This window comes from Nocardia carnea NBRC 14403 (assembly GCF_000308515.1).
GTDB classification, from domain to species: Bacteria; Actinomycetota; Actinomycetes; order Mycobacteriales; family Mycobacteriaceae; genus Nocardia; species Nocardia carnea.
Map to the genome: position 1 here is coordinate 172,056 of NZ_BAFV01000056.1, position 20,602 is coordinate 192,657.

Genomic DNA, 20,602 nt, shown 5'->3' on the forward strand with positions numbered 1-20,602 from the left:
CTAGCCTGGCACTCATGGCAGCTACCAGGGTGTATGTCGCCAGGCTGACCGGCCTGGCGGTGCTGGGGCCGGACGGCGAGTCTATCGGCCGCGTACGCGACGTGGTGGTGGCCATCCGGTACGACCGGCAGGAACCGCGTGTGCACGGTCTGGTGGTGGAGTTGCCGACCCGGCGGCGGATCTTCGTCCCGATGCTGCGGGTGACCAGTATCGAACCTGGTTCGGTCACGCTGAACACCGGCAATGTCAGCCTGCGGCGTTTCGCGCAGCGCCCCGGGGAGCTGCTGGCCATGGCGCAGATCGTGGATTCCACGGTGCATGTCGACGATCCCGATCTCCCGGATCTGGCGGGGGTGGACGTTTTCGTGGTCGATCTCGGGATCGCGCTGACCCGCACCCGGGACTGGCGGGTCTCCCGGGTCGCGGTGCGCGGGCATCGCCGGCTGGGGCGGCGTCGGACGGTGCATGTGGTGGATTGGGCCCGGGTCGAGGGCTTGACGCCGTACGAGATCGACCGTCCGGGCCAGGACGTCAGCACATTGCTCGAGCAGTTCGAAGGCCGGCGCGCAGCCGATGTCGCGCATATGTTGCGGGAACTGCCCGCCAAACGACGCCTGGAGGTGGCACTCGCCCTCGACGACGAGCGGCTCGCCGATGTCGTCCAGGAACTCTCCGGTGACGACCAGCTGGACCTGCTCGGCCAGCTGGAGATGACCCGCGCGGCCGATGTCCTCGAGGCGATGGACCCCGACGATGCCGCCGATCTGCTGGGCGGCCTGCCGGAGAACGAAGCCGAATCCCTGCTGACGCTGATGGATCCGCAGGAATCCGAGCCGGTGCGCCGGCTGCTCGAACATTCCCCGGATACCGCGGGCGGGCTGATGACGCCGGAACCGGTGGTCCTGTCGCCGTCGACCACGGTGGCCGAGGCGCTGGCCCGGGTCCGCGACCCCGATCTGACACCTGCGCTGGCGTCGGTGGTGTTCGTCGTGCGTCCACCGACGGCCACCCCGACCGGCCGCTATCTGGGCTGTGTCCATCTGCAGCAGCTGTTGCGCGAACCGCCGGCGCATCTGGTGGGCGGAATCCTGGACGTCGATCTGGCGACCCTGCGGCCGGAACTGCCACTCGCTGCGGTGACCCGGTATTTCGCCACCTACAACCTGGTGTGCGGGCCGGTGGTCGACGAACAGAACCATCTGCTGGGCGCGGTGAGCGTCGACGATGTCCTCGACCATCTGCTGCCGCCCGATTGGCGTGAGGACGAACAACTGTACGAAGGTGTGCGGCCGTGACCGACAAGAACACGGCGGGCCGGGCGGTCTCCAGTGCGCGGCAGCGACTGGAGACCCCCGTCGGAACCCGGTTCCGCTTCGATTGGGATGCCGAGGCACTGGCACGCGGCAGCGAACGGGTCGCCCGGTTCCTGGGCACCGGGCGTTATCTGGCGATCCAGACGGTGATCGTGATCGTCTGGATCGTGCTGAACGTCTTCGTGATCACGCTGCGCTGGGATCCGTACCCGTTCATCCTGCTGAACCTGGCGTTCTCCACCCAGGCCGCCTATGCCGCGCCGCTGATCCTGCTGGCGCAGAACCGGCAGGACAACCGCGACCGGGTCTCCCTCGAGGAGGACCGGCTGCGGGCCGCGCAGACCAAGGCCGATACCGAGTTCCTGGCCCGGGAGCTGGCGGCGTTGCGCCTGGCGGTGGGCGAGGTCGCGACCCGTGACTATCTGCGCCGCGAACTCGACGAGATCCGCGATGCTCTGGAGCGGATCGAGTACACGACGGGAGTCGGGCCGACGCGCGGCCCGGACAAAGCAACCAAGCCGAAACGCAAGAAAACCTCCGGTCACAAGCCGGTTACGGGCCCGATTTCACCGCCTGTCGCCGATGAATGACCGGAAATCCACAATATGCTCCTGACCGGTAGGTAACCTGGATCACGTTGTCCCGAGCGCGCCGTACGGGAATGTCCGAGACGGTCGCTCACCTGTGACATAGAGGAACGGTGGAGCCGAATGCGGATACCTACCCCTGTGGCAATGTCGGCTCTGGTCATGGCAGGCCTGGTAGCGAGTGGTTCCGCCGCCCACACCACCATGTCGTCGACACCGCCGGAAGCTCCCGGAGCCAGACTCGCGGCGAATGCCGGACAGGCCGGAGACGCCACCGAAGACGCCGAAGCCCCATTGACCCAGACACTCGGAATGCTGCCGGTCGAGCCCACTACACCCCGGAAACTCCGGGCGCTGAGCCCGGTGCCGGCCGACGGAATCCCCCCCTTCGCCGGTACCGTTCCGTTACAGAGCATCGCCCTGCCGAGCGGCAGCGGCGCGTTCGGTATCCCGGAGATCGTGCTGGCCGCCTACCGCAACGCCGAACTGGCGCTACAGTCCTCGACACCCGGCTGCGGACTCACTTGGAACCTGCTCGCCGGGATCGGCCGCATCGAATCGGGTCATGCGAGCAACGGGCGCACCGACGCCGCCGGAACGACCGATCCGCCCATCTTGGGTCCGGCACTGGACGGCACCCTGCCGGGGAACGAGATCATCCGAGCCACCGACGGTGGGTACGTCCGCGCGCTGGGTCCGATGCAGTTCCTGCCCGGCACCTGGTCGCGCTACGCCGCCGACGGTAACGCCGACGGCCACACCGACCCGCACAATGTCTTCGACGCCGCCCTGGGCGCCGGTAAGTATCTCTGCTCGGGCGGGCTGAATCTGCGCGATTCACAACAGGAACTGCGTGCCGTCCTGCGCTACAACAACTCGATGGCGTATGCGGCCGAGGTGCTGAGCTGGTCGGCGGCCTACCGCACCGGCGGCCGGTCCGCACCGGTCATCCCGTCGCCGGGCCTCGTCCCACCCGGCAGCGCCCCCACCCAGCTCCCGCCGGGATCGCCGGACCTGCTGGCCGCACAGACGGATACGCCGGTTCCGCCGCCCCCGCCCGAACTGGCGGTGCAGACCCCGCGGCCCGAGCCGATGATCCGCATCCCCGGATTGCCGCCCATCCCCTGCGGTTTGCTCTGCCCGCCCGCGCCGGGGTCGCCGAAGGTCGGCCAAGCACTCCCCGCACCCGGACCCGGCGCACCGGCCGCGCCCGGCGCACCCGCGGGGCCGGGCGCCCCGGCCGAACCGGGAGCCCCCGCTCCCGCGGCACCGGATGCGCCCGCACCGGAAGCTCCTGCACCGCAGGGGGTTCCGCAGAACCAGCCGGCACCTCCCGCCCCCGAGGACAACCCGGACGTGCAGGCGGCGCCGGCGCCGGCGCCCGCACCTCCCTCCATCACCCTGCCGGGCGGGCTGGTCATCCCGCTGCCCATCGCGTTGGTTCCCGGCCCGGCGGCCCCCACACCCGCGGACGCCGTACCACCCCCACCGCCCGCCGATACCGCCCCGGCGCCGGCCGAACCCGCCCCGCCTGCCTGACAGCCCCGGCGGCCCCCGACTGAATACCACCCGGGGCACCCTTATGGGACTCACCGAATTCACCCGCGCCCCGGCCCGTCGGCCGGTCCGGACAACACGCATCGCAGCCGGGCTCCGTTGCGGCGGGCGCCGGGTCCGTATGCGGCGCCGCTGCTTTCCTTCCCCAATCGACGTCGCATTCACGCCGAAATGATGGTCACGAGGTAGTAACAAACTGGTCTCGGATGCGGTAGTCTCGACGGCGAAGGTCACGGCCGGGCAACGAGTCCGGCCGCGGCCGCAGGCTTGTGGTTGAGATGAAGGGCTTTGAGCACGTGGGGCGTCACCGTAAACAACAACCTGCCACCGTTACCCGAGGTTCGGTTATCGCACTCACCGGTTTGGTACCGGCGGGTGTGGTGGCCACCAATGCCGCCGCGGCGATGGCCACCGACCCCACCGCGGCCTCGGTCGAGATGCATCTGTCCGCCGTGGGCGCCGCCCCCGGTCAGGCCATGGCGCCCGCCTCGTTCGACGAGACGGTGATGCACGCCATGGCCAAACAGTCGCCGGAGGCGCCGGTCGAGGTGAAAACGGTTGCGCTGGACCCGAATCGCGCCCGTAACGAGCTCCCGGTCGCCACATCGGGTATTCCGGGGATCGCCCAGGACGCCTACCTCCAAGCGGAGCAGATCCTGGCCGACGAGAACCCGGGCTGCAATATGTCCTGGACGATGCTGGCCGGTATCGGCCGCGTCGAATCCACCCATATGTACAACGGCAAGGCGGACGCCGACGGTAACGCGTTGTCCCCGGTGTTCGGCCCGGCGCTGGACGGCAGCCTCGCGGGCAACAATGTCATCCACGATTCCGACGGTGGTGCGCTCGACGGCTACGGCGGCTACGACCGCGCGGTGGGCCCGATGCAGTTCCTGCCGGAAACCTGGACCCATTACGCCGCGGACGGCAACCGCGACGGGATCTCCGATCCGCAGAACTACTACGACGCGACACTGACCGCCGGTAAATACCTGTGCTCGGGCGATCTGGATATGAACGATCCCGCCCAGCAGACCAGGGCCATCCTGCGCTACAACAACTCGATGGCCTATGTCGCGAACGTCATGGCCTGGACCCAGTCGTACAAGACCGGGATCGCACCCCGGCCCGCGGAACTCCCCAAGATCTGACAGCACTACCATCGGCAATATGCCAGTGGTAACGGAAGCGGAGGTGCGGGGCGCCCTCGCAAAGGTCGACGACCCGGAGATCCGCAAACCGATCACCGAACTGGGCATGGTGAAAAGCATCGGGATCGATCCGGACAGCAATGTTCATATCGAGGTGTACCTGACCACCGCCGGATGCCCGTTGCGCACCGAGATCACCCAGCGGGTGAGTACCGCGGTGGCCGATGTGCCCGGAGTCGGTGCGGTCTCGGTCGAGCTCGATGTGATGAGCGACGAACAGCGCACCGAACTGCGCAAACAGTTGCGCGGCGATTCCGCCGAGCCGGTGATCCCGTTCGCCCAGCCCGGTTCGCTCACCCGCGTGTATGCGGTCGCGTCCGGAAAGGGCGGGGTCGGTAAGTCGAGCGTCACGGTGAACCTCGCCGCCGCGCTCGCGGATCGCGGCCTGTCGGTCGGGGTACTGGATGCCGATATCTACGGCCATTCCATCCCCCGGATGCTCGGCACCGATGCCCGGCCCACCCAGGTCGAGCGGATGATCATGCCGCCGGTCGCACACGACGTGAAGATGATCTCGATCGCGCAGTTCACCAAGGGCAACACCCCCGTGGTGTGGCGCGGCCCGATGCTGCACCGCGCGCTGCAGCAGTTCCTGGCCGATGTGTTCTGGGGCGATCTGGACGTCCTGCTGCTGGATCTGCCGCCGGGCACCGGCGATGTGGCGATCTCCATTGCCCAGCTGATCCCCAACGCGGAGATCCTGGTGGTCACGACACCGCAGATCGCCGCCGCCGAGGTCGCCGAACGCGCGGGCGCCATCGCCTTGCAGACCCGGCAGCGGATCGCCGGGGTGGTGGAGAACATGTCCTGGCTGGATCTGCCCGACGGCAGCCGGATGGAACTGTACGGCTCCGGCGGCGGGCAGGCGGTCGCCGACCGGCTCACCCGCGCTGTCGGCGCCGAGGTGCCGCTACTCGGCCAGATCCCGATCGAACAGGCCGTGCGCGAAGCCGGCGACGAGGGTACCCCGATCGTGCTGCGGGACCCGGACAGTGCGGCCTCCGTCGCCATGCGTGCGGTCGCCGACAAGCTCGCGGTCCGCCGCCGCGGTCTGGCCGGTATGTCGCTCGGCATCGATACGACTCGTCACCTCTGAACCACTCGCCCGCCGGCACCTGCCGTGAGTCACCCCGGATCCGGTGGCAACCCGGCAGGACTCCTGGGGCAAGCCGTTGCCACCGGCCCCGATAGGCCGAGCCCCGACCGGCGGGCCCGCCGACTGCGCGATGCCCGGCGCCGAGGACCGTCCACAGGCCGCGCCGGGCTGCGTACATGGGTCGGCCGGCAACGTCACAGCGGCGGCCGGCCTGTACTGACTCGGCCGGAAGGGCGGCCCGGGTCCCTTGTCGGCGGGCGCACCTAGACTCGATCCATGCTCACCCTGCTGCTGTACGTCCTGATCGTGGGTTTGGTGGCCACGGTGTTGTTCCTGCTGGCCGGTGCGCTCTTCGGCCGGTCGGAGGAGCTCGGTCCGCTTCCGGAGGGCACTACCGCAACCATTCTTCCGGTGGAGAACATCTCCGGCGCCGATGTGCGGGCCCTGCGGTTCCAGCAGGTCGTGCGCGGGTACAAGGCCGGCGAGGTCGATTGGGCACTGGCCCGGCTGGCCGCCCGGATCGATGAACTACAGGCCCAGCTCGCCGAAGCACAGTCCGCGAGCACCGGCGCGGCAACCGGCCCGGAGCGCTCGTGACCGCCGCCGAAACACTGGTTCGCTGCCCGTGGTCGGTCGATTCCCAGATCTACCGCGACTACCACGATCAGGAGTGGGGTCGCCCGCTGCACGGTGACGACGCCCTGTTCGAGCGGCTGTGCCTGGAGGCCTTCCAGTCGGGATTGTCCTGGATCACAATTCTGCGCAAACGCCCCGCGTTCCGGTCTGCGTTCGCCGGATTCGTGATCGACCGGGTCGCCGAATTCGGCGATGCCGACCGCGAGCGGCTGCTGGCCGATCCGGCGATTGTGCGCAATCGCGCCAAAATCGATGCCTGTATCGCGAATGCGAAAGTCGCCCGTGACCTCGATACCGGCCTGGACGAACTGCTCTGGTCGTTCGCTCCGCCGCCGCGGCCGCGCCCGCGCGAAATAGGCGATATTCCCGCGGTGACACCCGAATCCACCGCACTGGCAAAAGAATTGAAGCGGCGCGGTTTCCGCTTCGTCGGGCCGACCACCGCGTACGCACTGATGCAGGCCACCGGAATGGTGGACGACCATCTGTCGGAATGCTGGGTCGATACCCGGCACACCGGCCTCGGCTGACCGGTCACATTTGGACGTCGAGTATCCGCCATCTCCTGCGATAGGGAAGAATGGATCGAGTGCGGTCCGTCGCCTCAACCGACGGACCGCCCGGTTGGTGACAACCGGAGATCCGAGCAAGTGCGCAGCATACAGCGCAGATCTGGAGGGAGCAGAGGATGGCGGCCATGAAGCCCCGTACCGGGGACGGTCCCCTCGAGGCAACCAAGGAAGGTCGTGGGATCGTTATGCGGGTCCCGCTCGAGGGTGGCGGGCGTCTGGTCGTAGAACTCACGCCCGACGAAGCCGCGGCATTGGGTGACGAATTGAAGAGTGTCACCAGCTAGCGATAACGCCGAGAAATCGGCGCTGGCCGCGGTCGCCGAGGTACTGAGCTGCCCCGTATGCGGCCGCGGTCTGGTTTTCGCGGGCCGGGTGCTGCGCTGCGAACTCGGCCACAGTTTCGATATCGCCCGGCAGGGTTACGTCAGCCTGCTCGCCGGCGCCGCGACCAAACTCACCGGTGACACCGCCGAGATGCTCGAGGCACGCGCCGCTTTCCAGGGCACCGGATTCTTCGAGCCGATCGCCGCGGCGGTGGCCGAAGCAGCAATGGCCGCGCGGGCGGATACCGCACCGCCACCCGGCGCCGAGGTGATCGCGGATATCGGCGCAGGCACCGGTTACTACCTGGCACACGTACTGGAGGCAGCGCCCACCGCCCGTGGCATCGCGCTGGATATCGCCAAACCCGCCGGTCGTCGCTGCGCCCGCGCGCATTCCCGAGCCGCGGCCGTGGTGGCCGACGCCTGGCGCGGGCTTCCACTGCGGGACCACACCCTGACGGCAGCGCTCTCGGTTTTCGCACCGCGGAACCCGGCGGCCGTCGCCCGGTGCCTCGCCCCCGGAGGCCGGTACTTCGTGGTGACCCCGACCGTCCGGCATCTGGCGGAATTGATCGGCCCGATCGGGATGGTCACCGTCGATCCCGATAAGGAGCGGCGGCTCGCGGACGGGATGGCCGGCCTGTTCACCCGGGTGGACAGTCGCGCGGTCGAATATTCGATGACACTCACCCGCGCCGATATCGCTCACCTCGTGGCGATGGGTCCCTCCGCCCACCACACGGCGGCCACCGGCGAGCAGCTACCGGAACCTTTCGAGGTGACGGCATCGGTCACGGTGAGCACCTACACCGCGATACCCGCGGCAGCCGGTACCGATTCTCACCGTGACCGGTGACCGATTGTGAGAACCGGGCAATCACACTGCTACACAGGGCAATCCACTTGCGACGCGAGCCTGATCGCCGGGTAATACCGGCCTGATGTGCTTATTGCATGCGGATACCGACCTTCGGCAAGAAGACAACCACCCCCACCACCATCTTCGAACGGATCGGCGGATACGAGGCATTGGAAGCCGTCGTCGCCGATTTCTATACCCGGGTCCTCGCCGACGACGAGCTCGCGGGGTTTTTCACCGGAACGAATATGTCCCGGCTGCGCGGTAAACAGGTCGAGTTCTTCGCCGCGGCGCTCGGTGGGCCGGACCCCTACACCGGTGCGCCGATGAAACAGGTACATCAGGGCAGGGGCATCACCATGCATCATTTCAACGCGGTGGCCGGTCATCTCACCGATTCACTCACGGCGGCCGGAGTGGACGAGGAGACGGTGGGCGAGATCATCGGGGCGGTGGCACCGCTTGCCGGTGATATCACCTCCGGAGGTTCTTCCGCCTGATCCGGCCGGGTTTGCCGCGTTCCGGTGACCCGCAGAACGTCGAACGGCACCGACCACCGGCTCGGCTCAGGGTTTCGCCACCGTGCGGTAGACATTCAAGGTCTGTTCGGCGATCCGGTACCAGTCGAATTCCGCCCGCGCACGGTCGCGGCCGGCGGCCCCGAGTTCGGCGGCGCGTACCGGGTCGCCGGCGAGCTCGTTGATCGCGGCGGCCAGCGCGTGCTCGTAGGCCGTGGTCTCGCCGGCGTCGAAATGCACCAGCAGCCCGGTGCCGCCGTCGGCGACCACCTCGGGGATACCGCCCACATCGGAGGCGACCACGGCCGTGGCGCAGGCCATCGCCTCGAGATTGACGATCCCGAGGGGTTCGTAGACCGACGGACAGACGAAAACCGTGGCCGCGGCCAGCAGCTGGCGGATCTGTTCGGTGGGCAGCATCTCCCGCACCCAGAAGAGGTTGTCGCGCTGCCGGTGCAGCCCGGCCACGGCGCTCGCGACCTCGGCCTCCAGTTGCGGAGTGTCCGGGGCCCCGGCACAGAGGACCAGCTGGATCTCCGGGTCGATCTCCCGCGCCGCGGCCAGCAGATGACCGACGCCTTTCTGGCGGGTGATCCGGCCGACGAACACCGCCAGCGGACGGTCCGCACGAACTCCCAGTTCGTCCAGGATCCGGCGGCTCCCGGGCGCCGGGGGGCCGGGGTACCAGACGTCCGCGTCGATCCCGTTGCGCACCACGTGCACCCGGGCCGGATCCAGCGCCGGGTAGGCATCGAGGACATCGCGGCGCATCCAGTCGCTCACCGCGATCACCGCATCGGCATGCTCCAGCGCATTACGCTCCGACCACGATGACAACCGGTATCCACCACCGAGCTGTTCGGCCTTCCACGGCCGGCGCGGTTCCAGCGAATGCGTGGTGACCACATGCGGGATCCCGTACAACGTCGCCGCAAGATGCCCGGCCAGTCCGGCGTACCAGGTGTGCGAATGAACCAGGTCCACCGTGCCCACGGCCTCGGCCATCCGCAGCTGCGCCGACATCATCTGCAGCGCCGGATTGGCCCCCGCCAGCGCCGGATCCGAATCGTGCACCCGGGCCGCCGCCCGCGGCACACCCATACAGTGCACGGTCACCGTGCTCATCCGGCGCAGCCGGGCCACCAGTTCGGTGACGTGCACGCCCGCCCCGCCGTATACCTCGGGCGGATATTCCCGGGTCAGCACAGCCACCCGTAGTGGATCACCCGCCGGCGACCCGGGCGCGGTGTCCGCACCGCTGGAACCGAAACTCACGGATTCACGGTAGCCGCCGAGCGGCCGATATACCCCGACCACCTGGTTCGGTAGGTTTGGCATTGTGAGGAGCCAGCCGCACGTACTCGGAATCGTGCTCGCCGGTGGCGAGGGCAAGCGACTCTTTCCCCTGACTGCCGACCGCGCAAAACCGGCCGTCCCGTTCGGCGGGGCCTACCGCCTCATCGACTTCGTACTCAGCAATCTGGTCAATGCCGGTTTCCTCCGGCTGTGTGTACTCACCCAATACAAATCGCATTCCCTGGACCGTCATATTTCGCAGACCTGGCGGCTGTCCGGTTTCGCCGGTGAATACATCACCCCGGTACCCGCCCAGCAGCGGCTGGGGCCACGCTGGTACACCGGTAGCGCCGATGCGATCATGCAGTCGCTGAATCTCATCTACGACGAGGATCCCGATTACATCGTGGTGTTCGGCGCCGATCACGTGTATCGGATGGATCCGGAGCAGATGGTCACCAGCCATATCGATTCGGGTGCCGGGGTCACGGTCGCCGGTATCCGGGTGCCGCGCAGCGAGGCGAGCGCTTTCGGCTGTATAGATTCCGACGAATCCGGGCGTATCGTCGGGTTCCTGGAAAAACCGGCCCATCCGCCGGGAATCCCCGACGACCCGAATGCCACCTTCGCCTCCATGGGCAACTACGTGTTCACCACCAAGGTGCTGGTGGATTCGATCAAGGCGGATGCGGATAATTCCGATTCCGATCACGATATGGGCGGCGATATCATTCCCGGCCTGGTCGCGGCGGGGCAGGCCGCCGTCTACGATTTCGCCGATAACGATGTTCCGGGCGCCACCGACCGCGATCGCGGCTACTGGCGTGATGTGGGCACCATCGACGCCTTCTACGAGGCGCATATGGATCTGGTATCGGTGAACCCGGTTTTCAACCTCTACAACCGGCACTGGCCCATCCGCGGCGCCGCCGAGAACCTGCCGCCCGCGAAATTCGCCCGCGGCGGACTGGCCCAGGAATCCATTGTCGGGGCCGGCAGCATCCTGTCGGCGGCCACGGTCCGCAATTCGGTGCTCAGCGCGAACGTGCAGGTCGATGAAGGTGCCACGGTCGAGGGCAGTGTGCTGATGCCCGGTGTACGGATCGGACGCGGCGCGGTGGTCCGCCGCGCCATCCTGGACAAGAACGTGATGGTGTCCGAGGGCGAGATCATCGGAGTGGACCAGGAACGCGACCGCAGCAGGTTCGCCATCAGCCACGGCGGTGTGGTCACCGTCGGCAAGGGCACCTGGGTCTGATCCGGCTCCGGACCGCACAGCAGCGGCCGTGCCTCCGGTCGCGATAACCGGACACACGGCCGCAGCCTGGAAGGGTCAGCGCACGTCCCGGCCGCGCATCCCGGTCAGTCCGATGACCAGTAGCAGCGCGGCGACCGCCGTGACGAGAAGTGTGGGAGTGACGCTGTACTCCGCGCCCGGCACTTTCGGTGCGTGACTGAACGGCTCCAGATTCCGCAACCATTGCGGGGCACCGGAGATCGAACCGAGCAGGAAGACCGCGATGGCGGCGGTCAGCAACCCCCACGCCACCGGCGTCCAGCGCGGGACCAGACCGAACAGTGCGACCGTCACCGCCGCGAAGAACCAGATCGCGGGCAGCTGGACCAGGGCGGCCGCCAGCATTCCGGGCAGTGTGGCGCCGATATCCCCGGCCGCGATTCCGTAGGCCAGCCCGCCCAGCAGGCCGGCGGTCAGCATGATCACCACCGGGCCGCCGAGGGCGAACACCAGATGCGAGGCCACCCAGCGGATCCGGCCGACGGCGCCACTGAGCACCGATTCGGCATGATGGCCGTTCTCTTCGGCGAACATCCGCAGCGCCGCCGAGATCGCGTAAGCGGCGCCGGCGATCCCCAGCATGGTGAACGCGTAGCTGACGAACGAATCCTCCAGCGAATCGGTACCGCCCATCCGGGTGATCAGATCGCGCAGCGTGTCGTTGCTGCCGAAACTGTCGCCGATACCGTTGACGACGCTCCCGATCACCAGGCCGTAGAGCCCGACCCCGATCCCCCACCCGAGGAGGGCGCCGCGCTGCAAGCGGACCGCCAGGCCGAAAGGTCCGGTCAGCGCGGGGCCCGCGGCGGCCGGCCCGAGCCGTTCGGTGAGCAGGCCGGCGCCGACATCGCGACGCCGCAACAGGGCGAAGGCCACCGCGACCGTCACCGTCAGCAGTGCCAGGTGCAACAGCAGCACCCACCAGCGGTCGCCCGCATAGGGCCGGACCTGCAGCGACCAGCCCTGCGGCGATAACCATGTCAGCGGGTTGACCGGCCCCGCGCCGGCCTGCGCGTCACCCACGGCACGCAGAGTGAAGGTCACCGCGAGCGTCGCGAACGCCAGCCCGCGGGCGAGCCGGGCACCCGAACAGACCTGTGCGGTTACCGCGGCGACCGCCGCGAACACCATGCCCGACCCGGCGAGCGCGAGCCCGAAGGCCAGCGAGCCTGCGGCCGGTACCCCTGCCGCTGTGAGGCTCGACGCCCCGATGAGGCCGGCCAGCAAGGCGCCACCGAGGGCCAGTAGTAATGCGGCCGTCAGGCTCGCGTACCGGCCGACCGAGGTGGAAGCCAGCACTTCGGTGCGGCCGGATTCCTCTTCCGCCCTGGTGTGCCGGATCACCGTGAGGATGGTGGCCACGGCGATCAGGGTGTGGAACATTCCGGCTTTCCAGATCCCGACAGCACCTGTGGAGGTGTCGTAGACGGGCCCGTACATCGCCAGTTGCGCCGGGCTGGCCAGGATCGTGGCCGCGAACGAGGCGCGGTCGGCCGCGGTCGGATACACCGATTCGATACTGGCCACATAGACCGACCCCAGAGGCACCGACAGCAGCAGAATCCACAGCGGTGCGACGATCCGGTCGCGCCGCAGGTAGAGCCGTAGCAGCCGAAGAGTGCCGGTGAATTCGGTGCCCGCGGAGGTCGTGTCGAATATTCTCGGCCGGGCACCGGCCACGACCGTGGTCATTTCCGTACCTCCTGCAATTCGCCGGCTTTCCGGCCGTTCACCGAGTAGTGCCGCATGAACAGTTCCTCCAGCGTCGGCGGCCGGCTGATCAGGCTGCGTACACCGGTATCGCCGAGTACGCGGATCAGTTCGGCGAGGTTGTCGCCGTCGACCTGGCAGCGCAGGGTGTGATCGTCCAGGCTCACATCCGCCACCCCCGGGAGCGCCGCGATATCGCCGGGATCACCGGTCAGTTCCGCGGTGATGGAGGTGCGGCTCAGATGCCGCATGGAGTCCAGCGTGCCGCTTTCCACCGTGCGCCCGGACCGGATGATGGTGACCCGCTCGCACAGGGCTTCCACCTCGGACAGGATGTGGCTGGACAGCAGTACGGTGGCGCCGCGTCCGGCCGCCTCGGCGACGCATTCGCGGAACACCTGCTCCATCAGCGGGTCCAGGCCGGAGGTCGGCTCGTCCAGCAGCAGCAGCCGGGCGTGCGAGGAGAATGCGGAGACGAGCGCGACCTTCTGCCGGTTGCCCTTGGAGTACGTGCGCGCCTTCTTGCGAGGGTCGAGTTCGAACCGTTCGATCAGCTCGGCCCGCCGCGAGGTATCGAGGCCGCCGCGCATCGACGCGAGCAGATCGATGGTCTCGCCACCGCTCAGCGACGGCCACAGGGTCACATCACCCGGAACGTAGGCGATTTCGCGGTGCAGCGATACCGCGTCGGTCCAGGGGTCGCGGTCCAGCATCCGCACTTCGCCGCTGGTACGTGCCAGCAGTCCGAGCAGGATCCGGATGGTCGTGGATTTCCCGGCGCCGTTGGGGCCGAGGAAACCGTGGACTTCGCCGTCGGACGCCTGCAGGTTCAGTCCGTCGAGTGCCCGGACGGGGCCGAAGTGTTTGTGCAGATCCCGGATCTCGATTGCCGAAATCATCGAATCTCCTTGTCAGACATGGGTAGAAAGCTCGAAAGAGCTGCGCACACGCGCCGGATTGCCGGTCACTGTGCGATTCGCCGGAGCCGACCGGCGCCGGCCGAGGGGGCGGACCGCCTAGGACACGGACGCCGGGCGCCGGGCGCGCCTAGTCATGCGATACATCGGCCGCATCTCCCACCGAAGCCTCGGCCGATTCGTCCGCCGCGGCGCCCGGGTCCACCACCGGAGCACGAACTGCGTCCCCCGGCGATTCAGTGGCCGGCTCTGCCGCGGGCACTGTCCCCGCCGCACGCAATGCGTCCACCATCGAGGAGTCGGTCAGTAGACCTTCGGTGTAGATCTCGAGGGCGGGCAGCATCATCTGGTCGGCGTATTCGCGGAGTGCCCGGCGGTAGTCGATCACCCCGTCCGGCGGGGAATGCGTCTGCAGGAACAGCAGCATGCCGCCGCCGTTGGTGGTGGCCAGATAGCGCGCCATCGCCTTCATATCCCGCGGTTTGCGCAGCGCTCCGGAAGCGATACCGGCCTCCAGATACTGCTCGACGTCGGCGACCATATGCTCGAACAACGTGCCGGCCAGGTCCCCGCCGGCCTGAAAGCTGCGCATCATATAGGCGATGATCGGGGCGAATTCTTCGATCTCGGCCAGTTGCTGCAGCATGTTCCCGGCCGACGGCCGGTTCATGAAGCTCATCTTCGTTTCACGGATCACTCCCCGCACATAGTCGTCGCATTCACGACGCAATCCGTCCTTGGACCCGAAATGGTGGTTGACCAGTCCGGGCGATATTCCTGCGGCCTTTGCGATGGCCCGCACTCCGACGCCGAAGCCCTGTTCGCCGAACGTCTCGATGGCTGCATCACGGATACGTGCGCGGGTCGTCAGATCATCGCTTGAACGCATGTTCAATACACTAAACACTCGTTCAATCAGGACGCAAGAGGTGTGACCGTAGAGATTCCGTCAAGAAACAGTTCACCCACCGGCGGAAGCTCCGCCGACCCGGCACGAAAGCACCGGAAACCTCATCTACCTGCGACTACAGACAGGCGACGGACACCGCCGAGTACTCGGCACACAGCCGGTCGGTACGCCACGCTGTCAACCGCCCGAAACGCAACCGTCGACGTCGGCAGACCGCGGCGCCCGGCCCACAACCGAGTGCCGGTTCCAGCGGTCGCTCCGGTCCGGCCGATCACCGGCCGCGCGGCAACTTCGACCCGCCTCGGCGAGGCGTTTACCCCTTCGACGCGCAGAGCAACCCGTCGCCCAGCGGAATGAGCACACTGGTCAATCCCGGATCCTCGGCGATGAACCGGGTCGCCGAACGCACCGCCTGCGTGGCGGCGTCCCGATGCGCCGCATCCGGGACCCGCCCGCCGAGTAGCGCATTGTGCAGCAGCACCGCACCCCCGGGCCGCAACAACCGGACGGCCTCCGCGATGTACTGCGGATGTTCGATGGGCGCGCCGTCCACGAAGACCAGGTCGTAGGCGCCGTCGGCGAGCCGGGGCAGCACATCGAGCGCGCGGCCGTTGATCAGGCGGGTCCGAGCCAGGGGGATTTCCGCTGCACGGAACGACTCCTTGGCGGCCCGCTGATGTTCGGGCTCGGGATCGATGGTGGTGAGGGTGCCGTCCTCACGCATACCGTCGAGCAGCCATAGTCCGCTGACCCCGGCACCGGTCCCGACCTCTACCACCGCCCGCGCGTCCAGCAACTGCGCGTACATACTGAGGAGCGCGCCGACCGAGGGCGGCACCGGGGCCGCACCGAGTTCGGTTGCCCGCTCACGGGCGCTGATGAGTACCTCGTCCTCCACGACGGATTCTTCGACGTAGGCGAGATTTCGCTCCAGGTTCGATGCCACGCACTCGAGGCTATGCCAAACGCAGCAAAGCTGGTCGCAACATTCTCAGGTGTCCCTCAGGATACCCACACCCGCCCCACACGGGAACAGGGAAGAGTAGGCCCCACGCAAGACCAGCCGACCGAATGCGGCGGCCGGGAACAACGGAGTACGACCCGACTGTTGTAACCGGTGAAGGTGGCTCGTGAACCGGGCCACTCTTCCGAGCCTACGCCTCGGTCCCGATCAAGGAGGTCGTCACCATCCACATGGTCGATGCGGCGCGCGAGTCCGCAACCTTGCCCGAGCTTTCCCCGGCCGGCACCCCCGCAGCAGCTGCCGGGTACACCCTGCCCGGCGGGGACGACTTCGGCCCGGTCCCGTTTCCCGGGCCCGATCGTGAGGTTGCCGCACACCGAGACCTGGTGACAGACCACCCCGCTTCGCCGGACGCCCTGATGGAGGTGCCCGATATGTCCACTATCGACGACAGAGCCGAGGACTACGACGCCGTATCCGCGGAGGCCGGCGAACTCGACGAACTCCCCCTCACCGGCACCGCCGCCTTCGACGCCACCGGCGACCGGACGGTGATGCCCACCTGGGACGAACTGGTCCGCGAACATGCCGACCGGGTGTACCGGCTGGCCTACCGCCTTTCCGGTGACGCACAGGACGCCGAGGACCTCACCCAGGAGACGTTCATCCGGGTGTTCCGCTCCCTGTCCAGCTACCAACCCGGCACGTTCGAAGGCTGGCTGCACCGCATCACCACCAATCTCTTCCTGGATATGGTCCGCCGGCGCAGCCGCATCCGGATGGAAGCACTACCCGAGGACTACGACCGGGTGCCCGCCGAGGGCCCCGGCCCGGAGCAGGTTTTCCACGACGCGCGGCTCGATCCCGACCTGCAGTCCGCGCTGGATTCGCTGGCCCCGGAATTCCGGGCCGCGGTCGTGCTCTGCGATATCGAAGGTCTTTCCTACGAGGAGATCGGCGCTACCCTCGGGGTGAAGCTGGGTACCGTCCGCAGCCGTATCCATCGCGGCCGGCAGGCGCTGCGGGAGTATCTTGCGCATAATGGAGTGCAGGAGCGTTTCGCCGCCGAGGCGAGCCTCGCATAGAACGCTGCGGCGAGCCTCGCGTAGAACACAGGGGCGAGCCTCGGTGCTGACATCGAGGCGAGCTTCGGGTGATCCGGCGACCGTGATGCCGGATCCCGGCGGTCAGCGAGGTCGGTTGGGAAGGATGGACAGCGAATGAGTGGCGACTCCAGTACGCCCGGTCGTCGTCCCGCACAGTTCCACTCCACCGAACATCTGGCGAGCGAGGCGGTCGCCGCCTATGTCGATGGTGAACTGCGGATGAATCCGTACCTGCGTGCAGCGCAGCATCTTTCGGTATGCCCTGAATGCGCCGCCGAGGTGGAGGCGCAGCAACAGGCCCGGATCGCGCTGCGGCGGGCCACTCAGGTGTCGATCCCCACCGGCCTGCACGACAGTCTGTCGCGTATTCCGCTCGCCGAACCGGCCGCCGGGCCGAATTCTCCCGGAAATCCACGTAACGAGGCGGTATTCGGATTTACTGGTCAGTCCTTTTCCGCGACCTTCGACAGCTTCCGGTGGTCGACGTGGTGGCGCAAGTAGAGTTTGCCGCGTGAGTTCCGAATCGACGCACAATTCCCCTGCCGATACTCCTGATTCGGCGGACGAAAACGGCACGACGGCCGATAACGGCACGCTGCGCCCCCCTGGGGCGCCGGTGCTGGCACCGCGCCCGGTCTACCGACCCCATGTGGACTCACATACCGCGCATGCCTTCCGCCGCCCGGCCGGGCAATCCGGATCGTTCGCCCCGCGCACCGGCCGCAGTGCCGAGCCGGCCGCGGCCGCCCCCAAGGGCCCACCGGCGGCGGTGCTGGCAGAAGCGTTCGGCCGCCCACCCGGCTCCAGCGAGCTGCTCCAGCGCGATCCGGAGGCCGGTACCGAAAAACCGCCGATAGCAGGTCCAGCGGACCCTTGGCGCGACCCCGATGCACAGGCCCGGCTGGGCGCGCCCGCGTTCCCGGCACCGACCGCCCAGGAAATGCCGCAGGCAGACAAGCTTTCGGCCCGGCAGGTCCTGTTCGGCTCGCGGGTGGCACCGCGCGCCCTGCTGATACTGACCGCGATCGCATTGGCAATAGGCCTGGTCGGCGGCCTCGTGGGCCGGCTGACGGCGGAGACCGCTTCCACCCTCACCTCGCGCAAGGTGAGCCTCGAACAGAGCGACAGCGAGCAGCCGCACGGGCCGATCGCGCAGGTCGCGGACGCGGTCCTGCCCTCGGTGGTCTCCATCCGCACGACCGTCGGCGAAAACGGCGCCACGGGATCCGGTGTCGTCATCGACGGCAACGGCTATATCGTCACCAACAACCACGTGGTCTCGATGGCGGCACAGGATACGTCCGGACGGGCCCGGATTCAGATCACGTTCTCCGATGGCACCCGCACACCGGCCAATATCGTCGGCCGGGACCCGAAGAGCGATCTCGCGGTCCTCAAGGTAGATGTGAAAAATCTCACTGTTGCCGAGTTGGGTAAATCCGGCGACGTCCAAGTCGGTGACGCGGTCCTGGCCGTCGGTTCGCCCCTCGGCCTCAGCAAGACCGTCACTTCCGGCATCGTCAGTGCCCTGCACCGCCCGGTGAAACTGGAGGGCGAAGGCAGCGATACCAAGGCCGTGATCGACGCGGTGCAGACCGACGCCTCCATCAACCCCGGTAACTCCGGTGGCGCACTGGTGGACGCGGACGGCCGGGTCATCGGCATCAACACCGCGATCCGCAGCGAGAGCGGCGGTTCGGTGGGGCTCGGCTTCGCGATACCCGTCGACCAGATGACCGAAGTCGCGCAGACCCTCATCCGCGACGGCTCGATCCACCACCCGGTGATCGGCGTGAGCGCCCGGCAGAAAACGGTCGCCAACGAGGTCATGAGCGGCGCGGAAGTCGCTGATGTGCAGCCGGGGAGCCCGGCAGCGAATGCGGGGATCGTCGAGGGCGATGTGATCGTGCGGGTGGGCGACCGGGAGGTCACCAACCCCGACGAACTGGTCGTGGCGGTGCAGAGCAACGAGATCGGCCAGACGGTGAACGTCCAGCTCATCCGGGAAGGCCGGCAGGTGGACATTCCCGTGACGCTCGCCTCCGACTGATCCATCGCCCGCGGCGCCGGGTAACCTGATGGGGTGTTCAGCAGTATCGGGTGGGGCGAGATGCTCGTCCTACTCGTCGCCGCCCTCGTAATCCTCGGCCCGGAACGGTTACCCGGCGCCGCGCGGTGGACTGCGCGCTCATTGCGCCAGGTCCGCGATTACGCGACCGGCGCGACGTCGCAATTGCGCTCCGAACTCGGGCCGGAATTCGACGAACTGCGAAAACCGATTGCCGATCTCCAGGAATTACGTGGGATGTCTCCGCGGTCGGTGGTGACCAAACATCTTCTGAACGGCGACGATTCCCTTTTCAAAGATCTGGACGGTTCCCTGCCGGACAGCAAGAATGTTCTCGGTGCCGCGAGCGGCATGCCAGATTACCCGCGGACGCAACAGGATAAACCACTCGCGCACAATGAGCGTCCGCCGATCGACACCGACGCCACCTGATCGTCAACTGCTCTAGACGCCGTTCAGGGGCCTGATGTCTACACTTCGCACATGTCGGCCGATGACGTGGCGCGAATATTCGCGATCGAGGACAAAGTCGAGCGACTCAAGGCCGCAACGGAGGGTGTCGCAGCGGCTCAGCAAACCATCAACGAGCTCACTCGAATTCGACGTGCGGTAATCCGGGAGTTGCACGCCGAAGGGTGGACTTTCGCCAGAATAGGTGCCGCCGCGGGTCTTTCCCGCGCCCGGATCCATCAGGTGAGTACCCAGGGCCCGGCGCCGGAGGGATTGTTCTTCGGCCACGGCCCGCTCACACTACTGGTCCCGGATACACGTGCGGGCAGGTTGATGGGCGCACCGGACCCGGCAGCCGCACCGCGGCTCGCCGAACAGCTCAAAGAGCTGGGTTTCGGGGTGACCATCGAACCGTTCGCGCCCGGACGCCCGGTGGACCTCCTGCGCGACGGTCTCATCGTGCTCAGCGGCCCGGAACTCTCGCCCAGCCTGCGCCAGCTCATTGCCGGCGATCCGCGGCTACGGCGGGCGGTGGCCCGACCCGGGGACGGACGGCGCGGTATCGAAGATCGAGCTGCCCGCCGTATCTACCGGCCGGCCAGCCCGGACCCGCACGATATCGCCTACCTGGCCCGCCTGCCGCGGCCCGACGGCCGGGGCACGGTCCTGGTGATCGACGGCCTGCACCCGCCCGGGTCGCTCGGCGCGGTCCGGCTGCTGGCCACCCGGCTGGCAACCCTGCACGAACGGGCGGCCAATCGCCGGTTCTCGGTGCTGATCGGGGTCCGTTACGAACGCGGGACCGGGGAGCCGGTGGACGCGGATCTGCTGACACCGGTCTACCTGCACGACCCGGTCGATTCGCGGCTGCGGCCGGTGCGCCAGCGCCGCTGAACCGGGTATCGGCGGATACCCGCCCACCGCGGTATTCCGGCGCCGTCGAACACCGCGCCCCGCGGCTTTCGCCGGGCGCGGTGAATTCACGCCCGGACGATAATTCCCGACACGCCCGGAATCGTCGATAGCGACAACGAATATTGGCTTGTCAAAGCTATTGCTACGCTGGCGCTGACGCTGGGGTCATACGGCTCACCGCCCGCATTCTGCCGAATTCGGTGCAATGTCCGGCAACGGTGGAACAGCCGCGCATCGAAAGGTGCGCATTGTCCCCCGGTGTTATCCGGCTCCGGCAAGGTAATTCGTGGAGGCGCA

The 20,602-nt window shown here is 67.8% G+C and carries 22 protein-coding genes; 16 read left to right on the forward strand and 6 right to left on the reverse strand.

The window, feature by feature from the left end:
- Window positions 1-14 precede the first annotated feature (14 nt).
- The 10 genes from ON22_RS20860 to ON22_RS20900 all read left to right on the forward strand — a co-directional run bounded on the left by ON22_RS20860 (window position 15) and on the right by ON22_RS20900 (window position 8,654).
- On the forward strand, window positions 15-1,295 hold the full coding sequence (locus ON22_RS20860; RefSeq protein WP_033243305.1) for a magnesium transporter MgtE N-terminal domain-containing protein: 1,281 nt from the start codon (window positions 15-17) through the stop codon (window positions 1,293-1,295).
- Entirely contained in the window at window positions 1,292-1,903 is a 612-nt protein-coding gene (locus ON22_RS20865; RefSeq protein ID WP_033243306.1) for a DUF1003 domain-containing protein, read from the forward strand. The genes ON22_RS20860 and ON22_RS20865 overlap by 4 nt, the downstream gene beginning before the upstream one ends.
- Window positions 1,904-2,062: 159 nt before the next feature.
- Window positions 2,063-3,439, forward strand: coding sequence for a lytic transglycosylase domain-containing protein (locus ON22_RS34795; protein WP_231508415.1), 1,377 nt, complete (start codon window positions 2,063-2,065; stop codon window positions 3,437-3,439).
- A gap of 314 nt (window positions 3,440-3,753) precedes the next feature.
- Window positions 3,754-4,608 (forward strand): lytic transglycosylase domain-containing protein, encoded by an 855-nt coding sequence (locus ON22_RS20875; protein ID WP_033243307.1) that lies wholly within the window; start codon window positions 3,754-3,756, stop codon window positions 4,606-4,608.
- Window positions 4,609-4,627: 19 nt separating this feature from the next.
- Window positions 4,628-5,764 (forward strand): Mrp/NBP35 family ATP-binding protein, encoded by a 1,137-nt coding sequence (locus ON22_RS20880; protein WP_033243308.1) that lies wholly within the window; start codon window positions 4,628-4,630, stop codon window positions 5,762-5,764.
- Window positions 5,765-6,040: 276 nt separating this feature from the next.
- Window positions 6,041-6,361: a DivIVA domain-containing protein gene (locus ON22_RS20885; RefSeq protein WP_033243309.1), complete on the forward strand. Its 321-nt coding sequence runs from the start codon at window positions 6,041-6,043 to the stop codon at window positions 6,359-6,361.
- Window positions 6,358-6,930, forward strand: a complete 573-nt coding sequence (locus ON22_RS20890; protein WP_033243310.1) for a DNA-3-methyladenine glycosylase I — start codon at window positions 6,358-6,360, stop codon at window positions 6,928-6,930. Before ON22_RS20885 ends, ON22_RS20890 begins: the two co-directional genes overlap by 4 nt.
- A 158-nt stretch (window positions 6,931-7,088) precedes the next feature.
- Window positions 7,089-7,256: a DUF3117 domain-containing protein gene (locus ON22_RS35850; RefSeq protein WP_011211259.1), complete on the forward strand. Its 168-nt coding sequence runs from the start codon at window positions 7,089-7,091 to the stop codon at window positions 7,254-7,256.
- On the forward strand, window positions 7,243-8,151 hold the full coding sequence (locus ON22_RS20895) for a putative RNA methyltransferase (RefSeq protein ID WP_081595729.1): 909 nt from the start codon (window positions 7,243-7,245) through the stop codon (window positions 8,149-8,151). The genes ON22_RS35850 and ON22_RS20895 overlap by 14 nt, the downstream gene beginning before the upstream one ends.
- A 98-nt stretch (window positions 8,152-8,249) precedes the next feature.
- Complete coding sequence (locus tag ON22_RS20900) at window positions 8,250-8,654, forward strand: group I truncated hemoglobin (RefSeq protein ID WP_033243311.1); 405 nt, start codon at window positions 8,250-8,252, stop codon at window positions 8,652-8,654.
- 66 nt (window positions 8,655-8,720) lie between these two features.
- On the opposite strand, the gene glgA is transcribed toward ON22_RS20900, so the two are convergent.
- Complete coding sequence (gene glgA, locus ON22_RS20905; protein WP_051157891.1) at window positions 8,721-9,947, reverse strand: glycogen synthase; 1,227 nt, start codon at window positions 9,945-9,947, stop codon at window positions 8,721-8,723.
- 64 nt (window positions 9,948-10,011) lie between these two features.
- On the opposite strand from glgA, the gene glgC reads away from it, so the two are divergent.
- Window positions 10,012-11,226, forward strand: coding sequence for a glucose-1-phosphate adenylyltransferase (gene glgC, locus ON22_RS20910; protein WP_033243312.1), 1,215 nt, complete (start codon window positions 10,012-10,014; stop codon window positions 11,224-11,226).
- A gap of 75 nt (window positions 11,227-11,301) precedes the next feature.
- Here the strand turns inward: glgC and ON22_RS20915 are convergent, their stop codons facing one another.
- From ON22_RS20915 to ON22_RS20930, 4 genes are all read right to left on the reverse strand, one after another.
- Window positions 11,302-12,957 (reverse strand): ABC transporter permease, encoded by a 1,656-nt coding sequence (locus tag ON22_RS20915; protein ID WP_086007775.1) that lies wholly within the window; start codon window positions 12,955-12,957, stop codon window positions 11,302-11,304.
- Window positions 12,954-13,874, reverse strand: coding sequence for an ABC transporter ATP-binding protein (locus ON22_RS20920; protein WP_033243313.1), 921 nt, complete (start codon window positions 13,872-13,874; stop codon window positions 12,954-12,956). The genes ON22_RS20915 and ON22_RS20920 overlap by 4 nt, the downstream gene beginning before the upstream one ends.
- Window positions 13,875-14,022: 148 nt before the next feature.
- Window positions 14,023-14,781 carry a TetR/AcrR family transcriptional regulator gene (locus tag ON22_RS20925; protein WP_063820621.1) on the reverse strand — a complete coding sequence of 253 codons (759 nt, stop codon included), beginning with the start codon at window positions 14,779-14,781 and terminating at the stop codon, window positions 14,023-14,025.
- Window positions 14,782-15,115: 334 nt separating this feature from the next.
- Complete coding sequence (locus tag ON22_RS20930; protein WP_033243314.1) at window positions 15,116-15,748, reverse strand: O-methyltransferase; 633 nt, start codon at window positions 15,746-15,748, stop codon at window positions 15,116-15,118.
- Window positions 15,749-16,185: 437 nt separating this feature from the next.
- Here ON22_RS20930 and sigE point away from each other — a divergent pair, with 437 nt between their 5' ends.
- The 5 genes from sigE to ON22_RS20955 all read left to right on the forward strand — a co-directional run bounded on the left by sigE (window position 16,186) and on the right by ON22_RS20955 (window position 20,284).
- Window positions 16,186-16,851, forward strand: coding sequence for an RNA polymerase sigma factor SigE (gene sigE, locus ON22_RS20935; protein WP_373280883.1), 666 nt, complete (start codon window positions 16,186-16,188; stop codon window positions 16,849-16,851).
- Between the two features lie 135 nt (window positions 16,852-16,986).
- A complete protein-coding gene (locus ON22_RS20940; protein ID WP_033243315.1) occupies window positions 16,987-17,373 on the forward strand; it encodes a zf-HC2 domain-containing protein in 387 nt (128 codons plus the stop codon).
- 10 nt (window positions 17,374-17,383) lie between these two features.
- Complete coding sequence (locus ON22_RS20945; RefSeq protein ID WP_033243316.1) at window positions 17,384-18,922, forward strand: S1C family serine protease; 1,539 nt, start codon at window positions 17,384-17,386, stop codon at window positions 18,920-18,922.
- Window positions 18,923-18,955: 33 nt separating this feature from the next.
- A complete protein-coding gene (gene tatB / locus ON22_RS20950; protein WP_033243317.1) occupies window positions 18,956-19,372 on the forward strand; it encodes a Sec-independent protein translocase protein TatB in 417 nt (138 codons plus the stop codon).
- 51 nt (window positions 19,373-19,423) lie between these two features.
- Window positions 19,424-20,284, forward strand: coding sequence for a hypothetical protein (locus ON22_RS20955; protein WP_033243318.1), 861 nt, complete (start codon window positions 19,424-19,426; stop codon window positions 20,282-20,284).
- An 86-nt stretch (window positions 20,285-20,370) separates the two neighbouring features.
- On the opposite strand, the gene ON22_RS37605 is transcribed toward ON22_RS20955, so the two are convergent.
- The coding region (locus ON22_RS37605) for a hypothetical protein (RefSeq protein ID WP_218000695.1) at window positions 20,371-20,602 on the reverse strand (232 nt) is incomplete at its 5' end.

Excerpts from the sequence above, each read along its gene's own strand:
- ON22_RS20955 (WP_033243318.1), top strand. The coding sequence starts at position 19,424 with ATGTCGGCCGATGACGTGGCGCGAATATTCGCGATCGAGGACAAAGTC.
- sigE (WP_373280883.1), top strand. The coding sequence starts at position 16,186 with ATGGAGGTGCCCGATATGTCCACTATCGACGACAGAGCCGAGGACTAC.
- ON22_RS20880 (WP_033243308.1), top strand. The coding sequence starts at position 4,628 with ATGCCAGTGGTAACGGAAGCGGAGGTGCGGGGCGCCCTCGCAAAGGTC.
- ON22_RS20925 (WP_063820621.1), bottom strand. The coding sequence starts at position 14,781 with ATGCGTTCAAGCGATGATCTGACGACCCGCGCACGTATCCGTGATGCA.
- ON22_RS20940 (WP_033243315.1), top strand. The coding sequence starts at position 16,987 with ATGAGTGGCGACTCCAGTACGCCCGGTCGTCGTCCCGCACAGTTCCAC.
- ON22_RS35850 (WP_011211259.1), top strand. The coding sequence starts at position 7,089 with ATGGCGGCCATGAAGCCCCGTACCGGGGACGGTCCCCTCGAGGCAACC.
- ON22_RS20885 (WP_033243309.1), top strand. The coding sequence starts at position 6,041 with ATGCTCACCCTGCTGCTGTACGTCCTGATCGTGGGTTTGGTGGCCACG.
- ON22_RS34795 (WP_231508415.1), top strand. The coding sequence starts at position 2,063 with ATGGCAGGCCTGGTAGCGAGTGGTTCCGCCGCCCACACCACCATGTCG.
- ON22_RS20860 (WP_033243305.1), top strand. The coding sequence starts at position 15 with ATGGCAGCTACCAGGGTGTATGTCGCCAGGCTGACCGGCCTGGCGGTG.
- ON22_RS20900 (WP_033243311.1), top strand. The coding sequence starts at position 8,250 with ATGCGGATACCGACCTTCGGCAAGAAGACAACCACCCCCACCACCATC.
- ON22_RS20920 (WP_033243313.1), bottom strand. The coding sequence starts at position 13,874 with ATGATTTCGGCAATCGAGATCCGGGATCTGCACAAACACTTCGGCCCC.
- ON22_RS20915 (WP_086007775.1), bottom strand. The coding sequence starts at position 12,957 with ATGACCACGGTCGTGGCCGGTGCCCGGCCGAGAATATTCGACACGACC.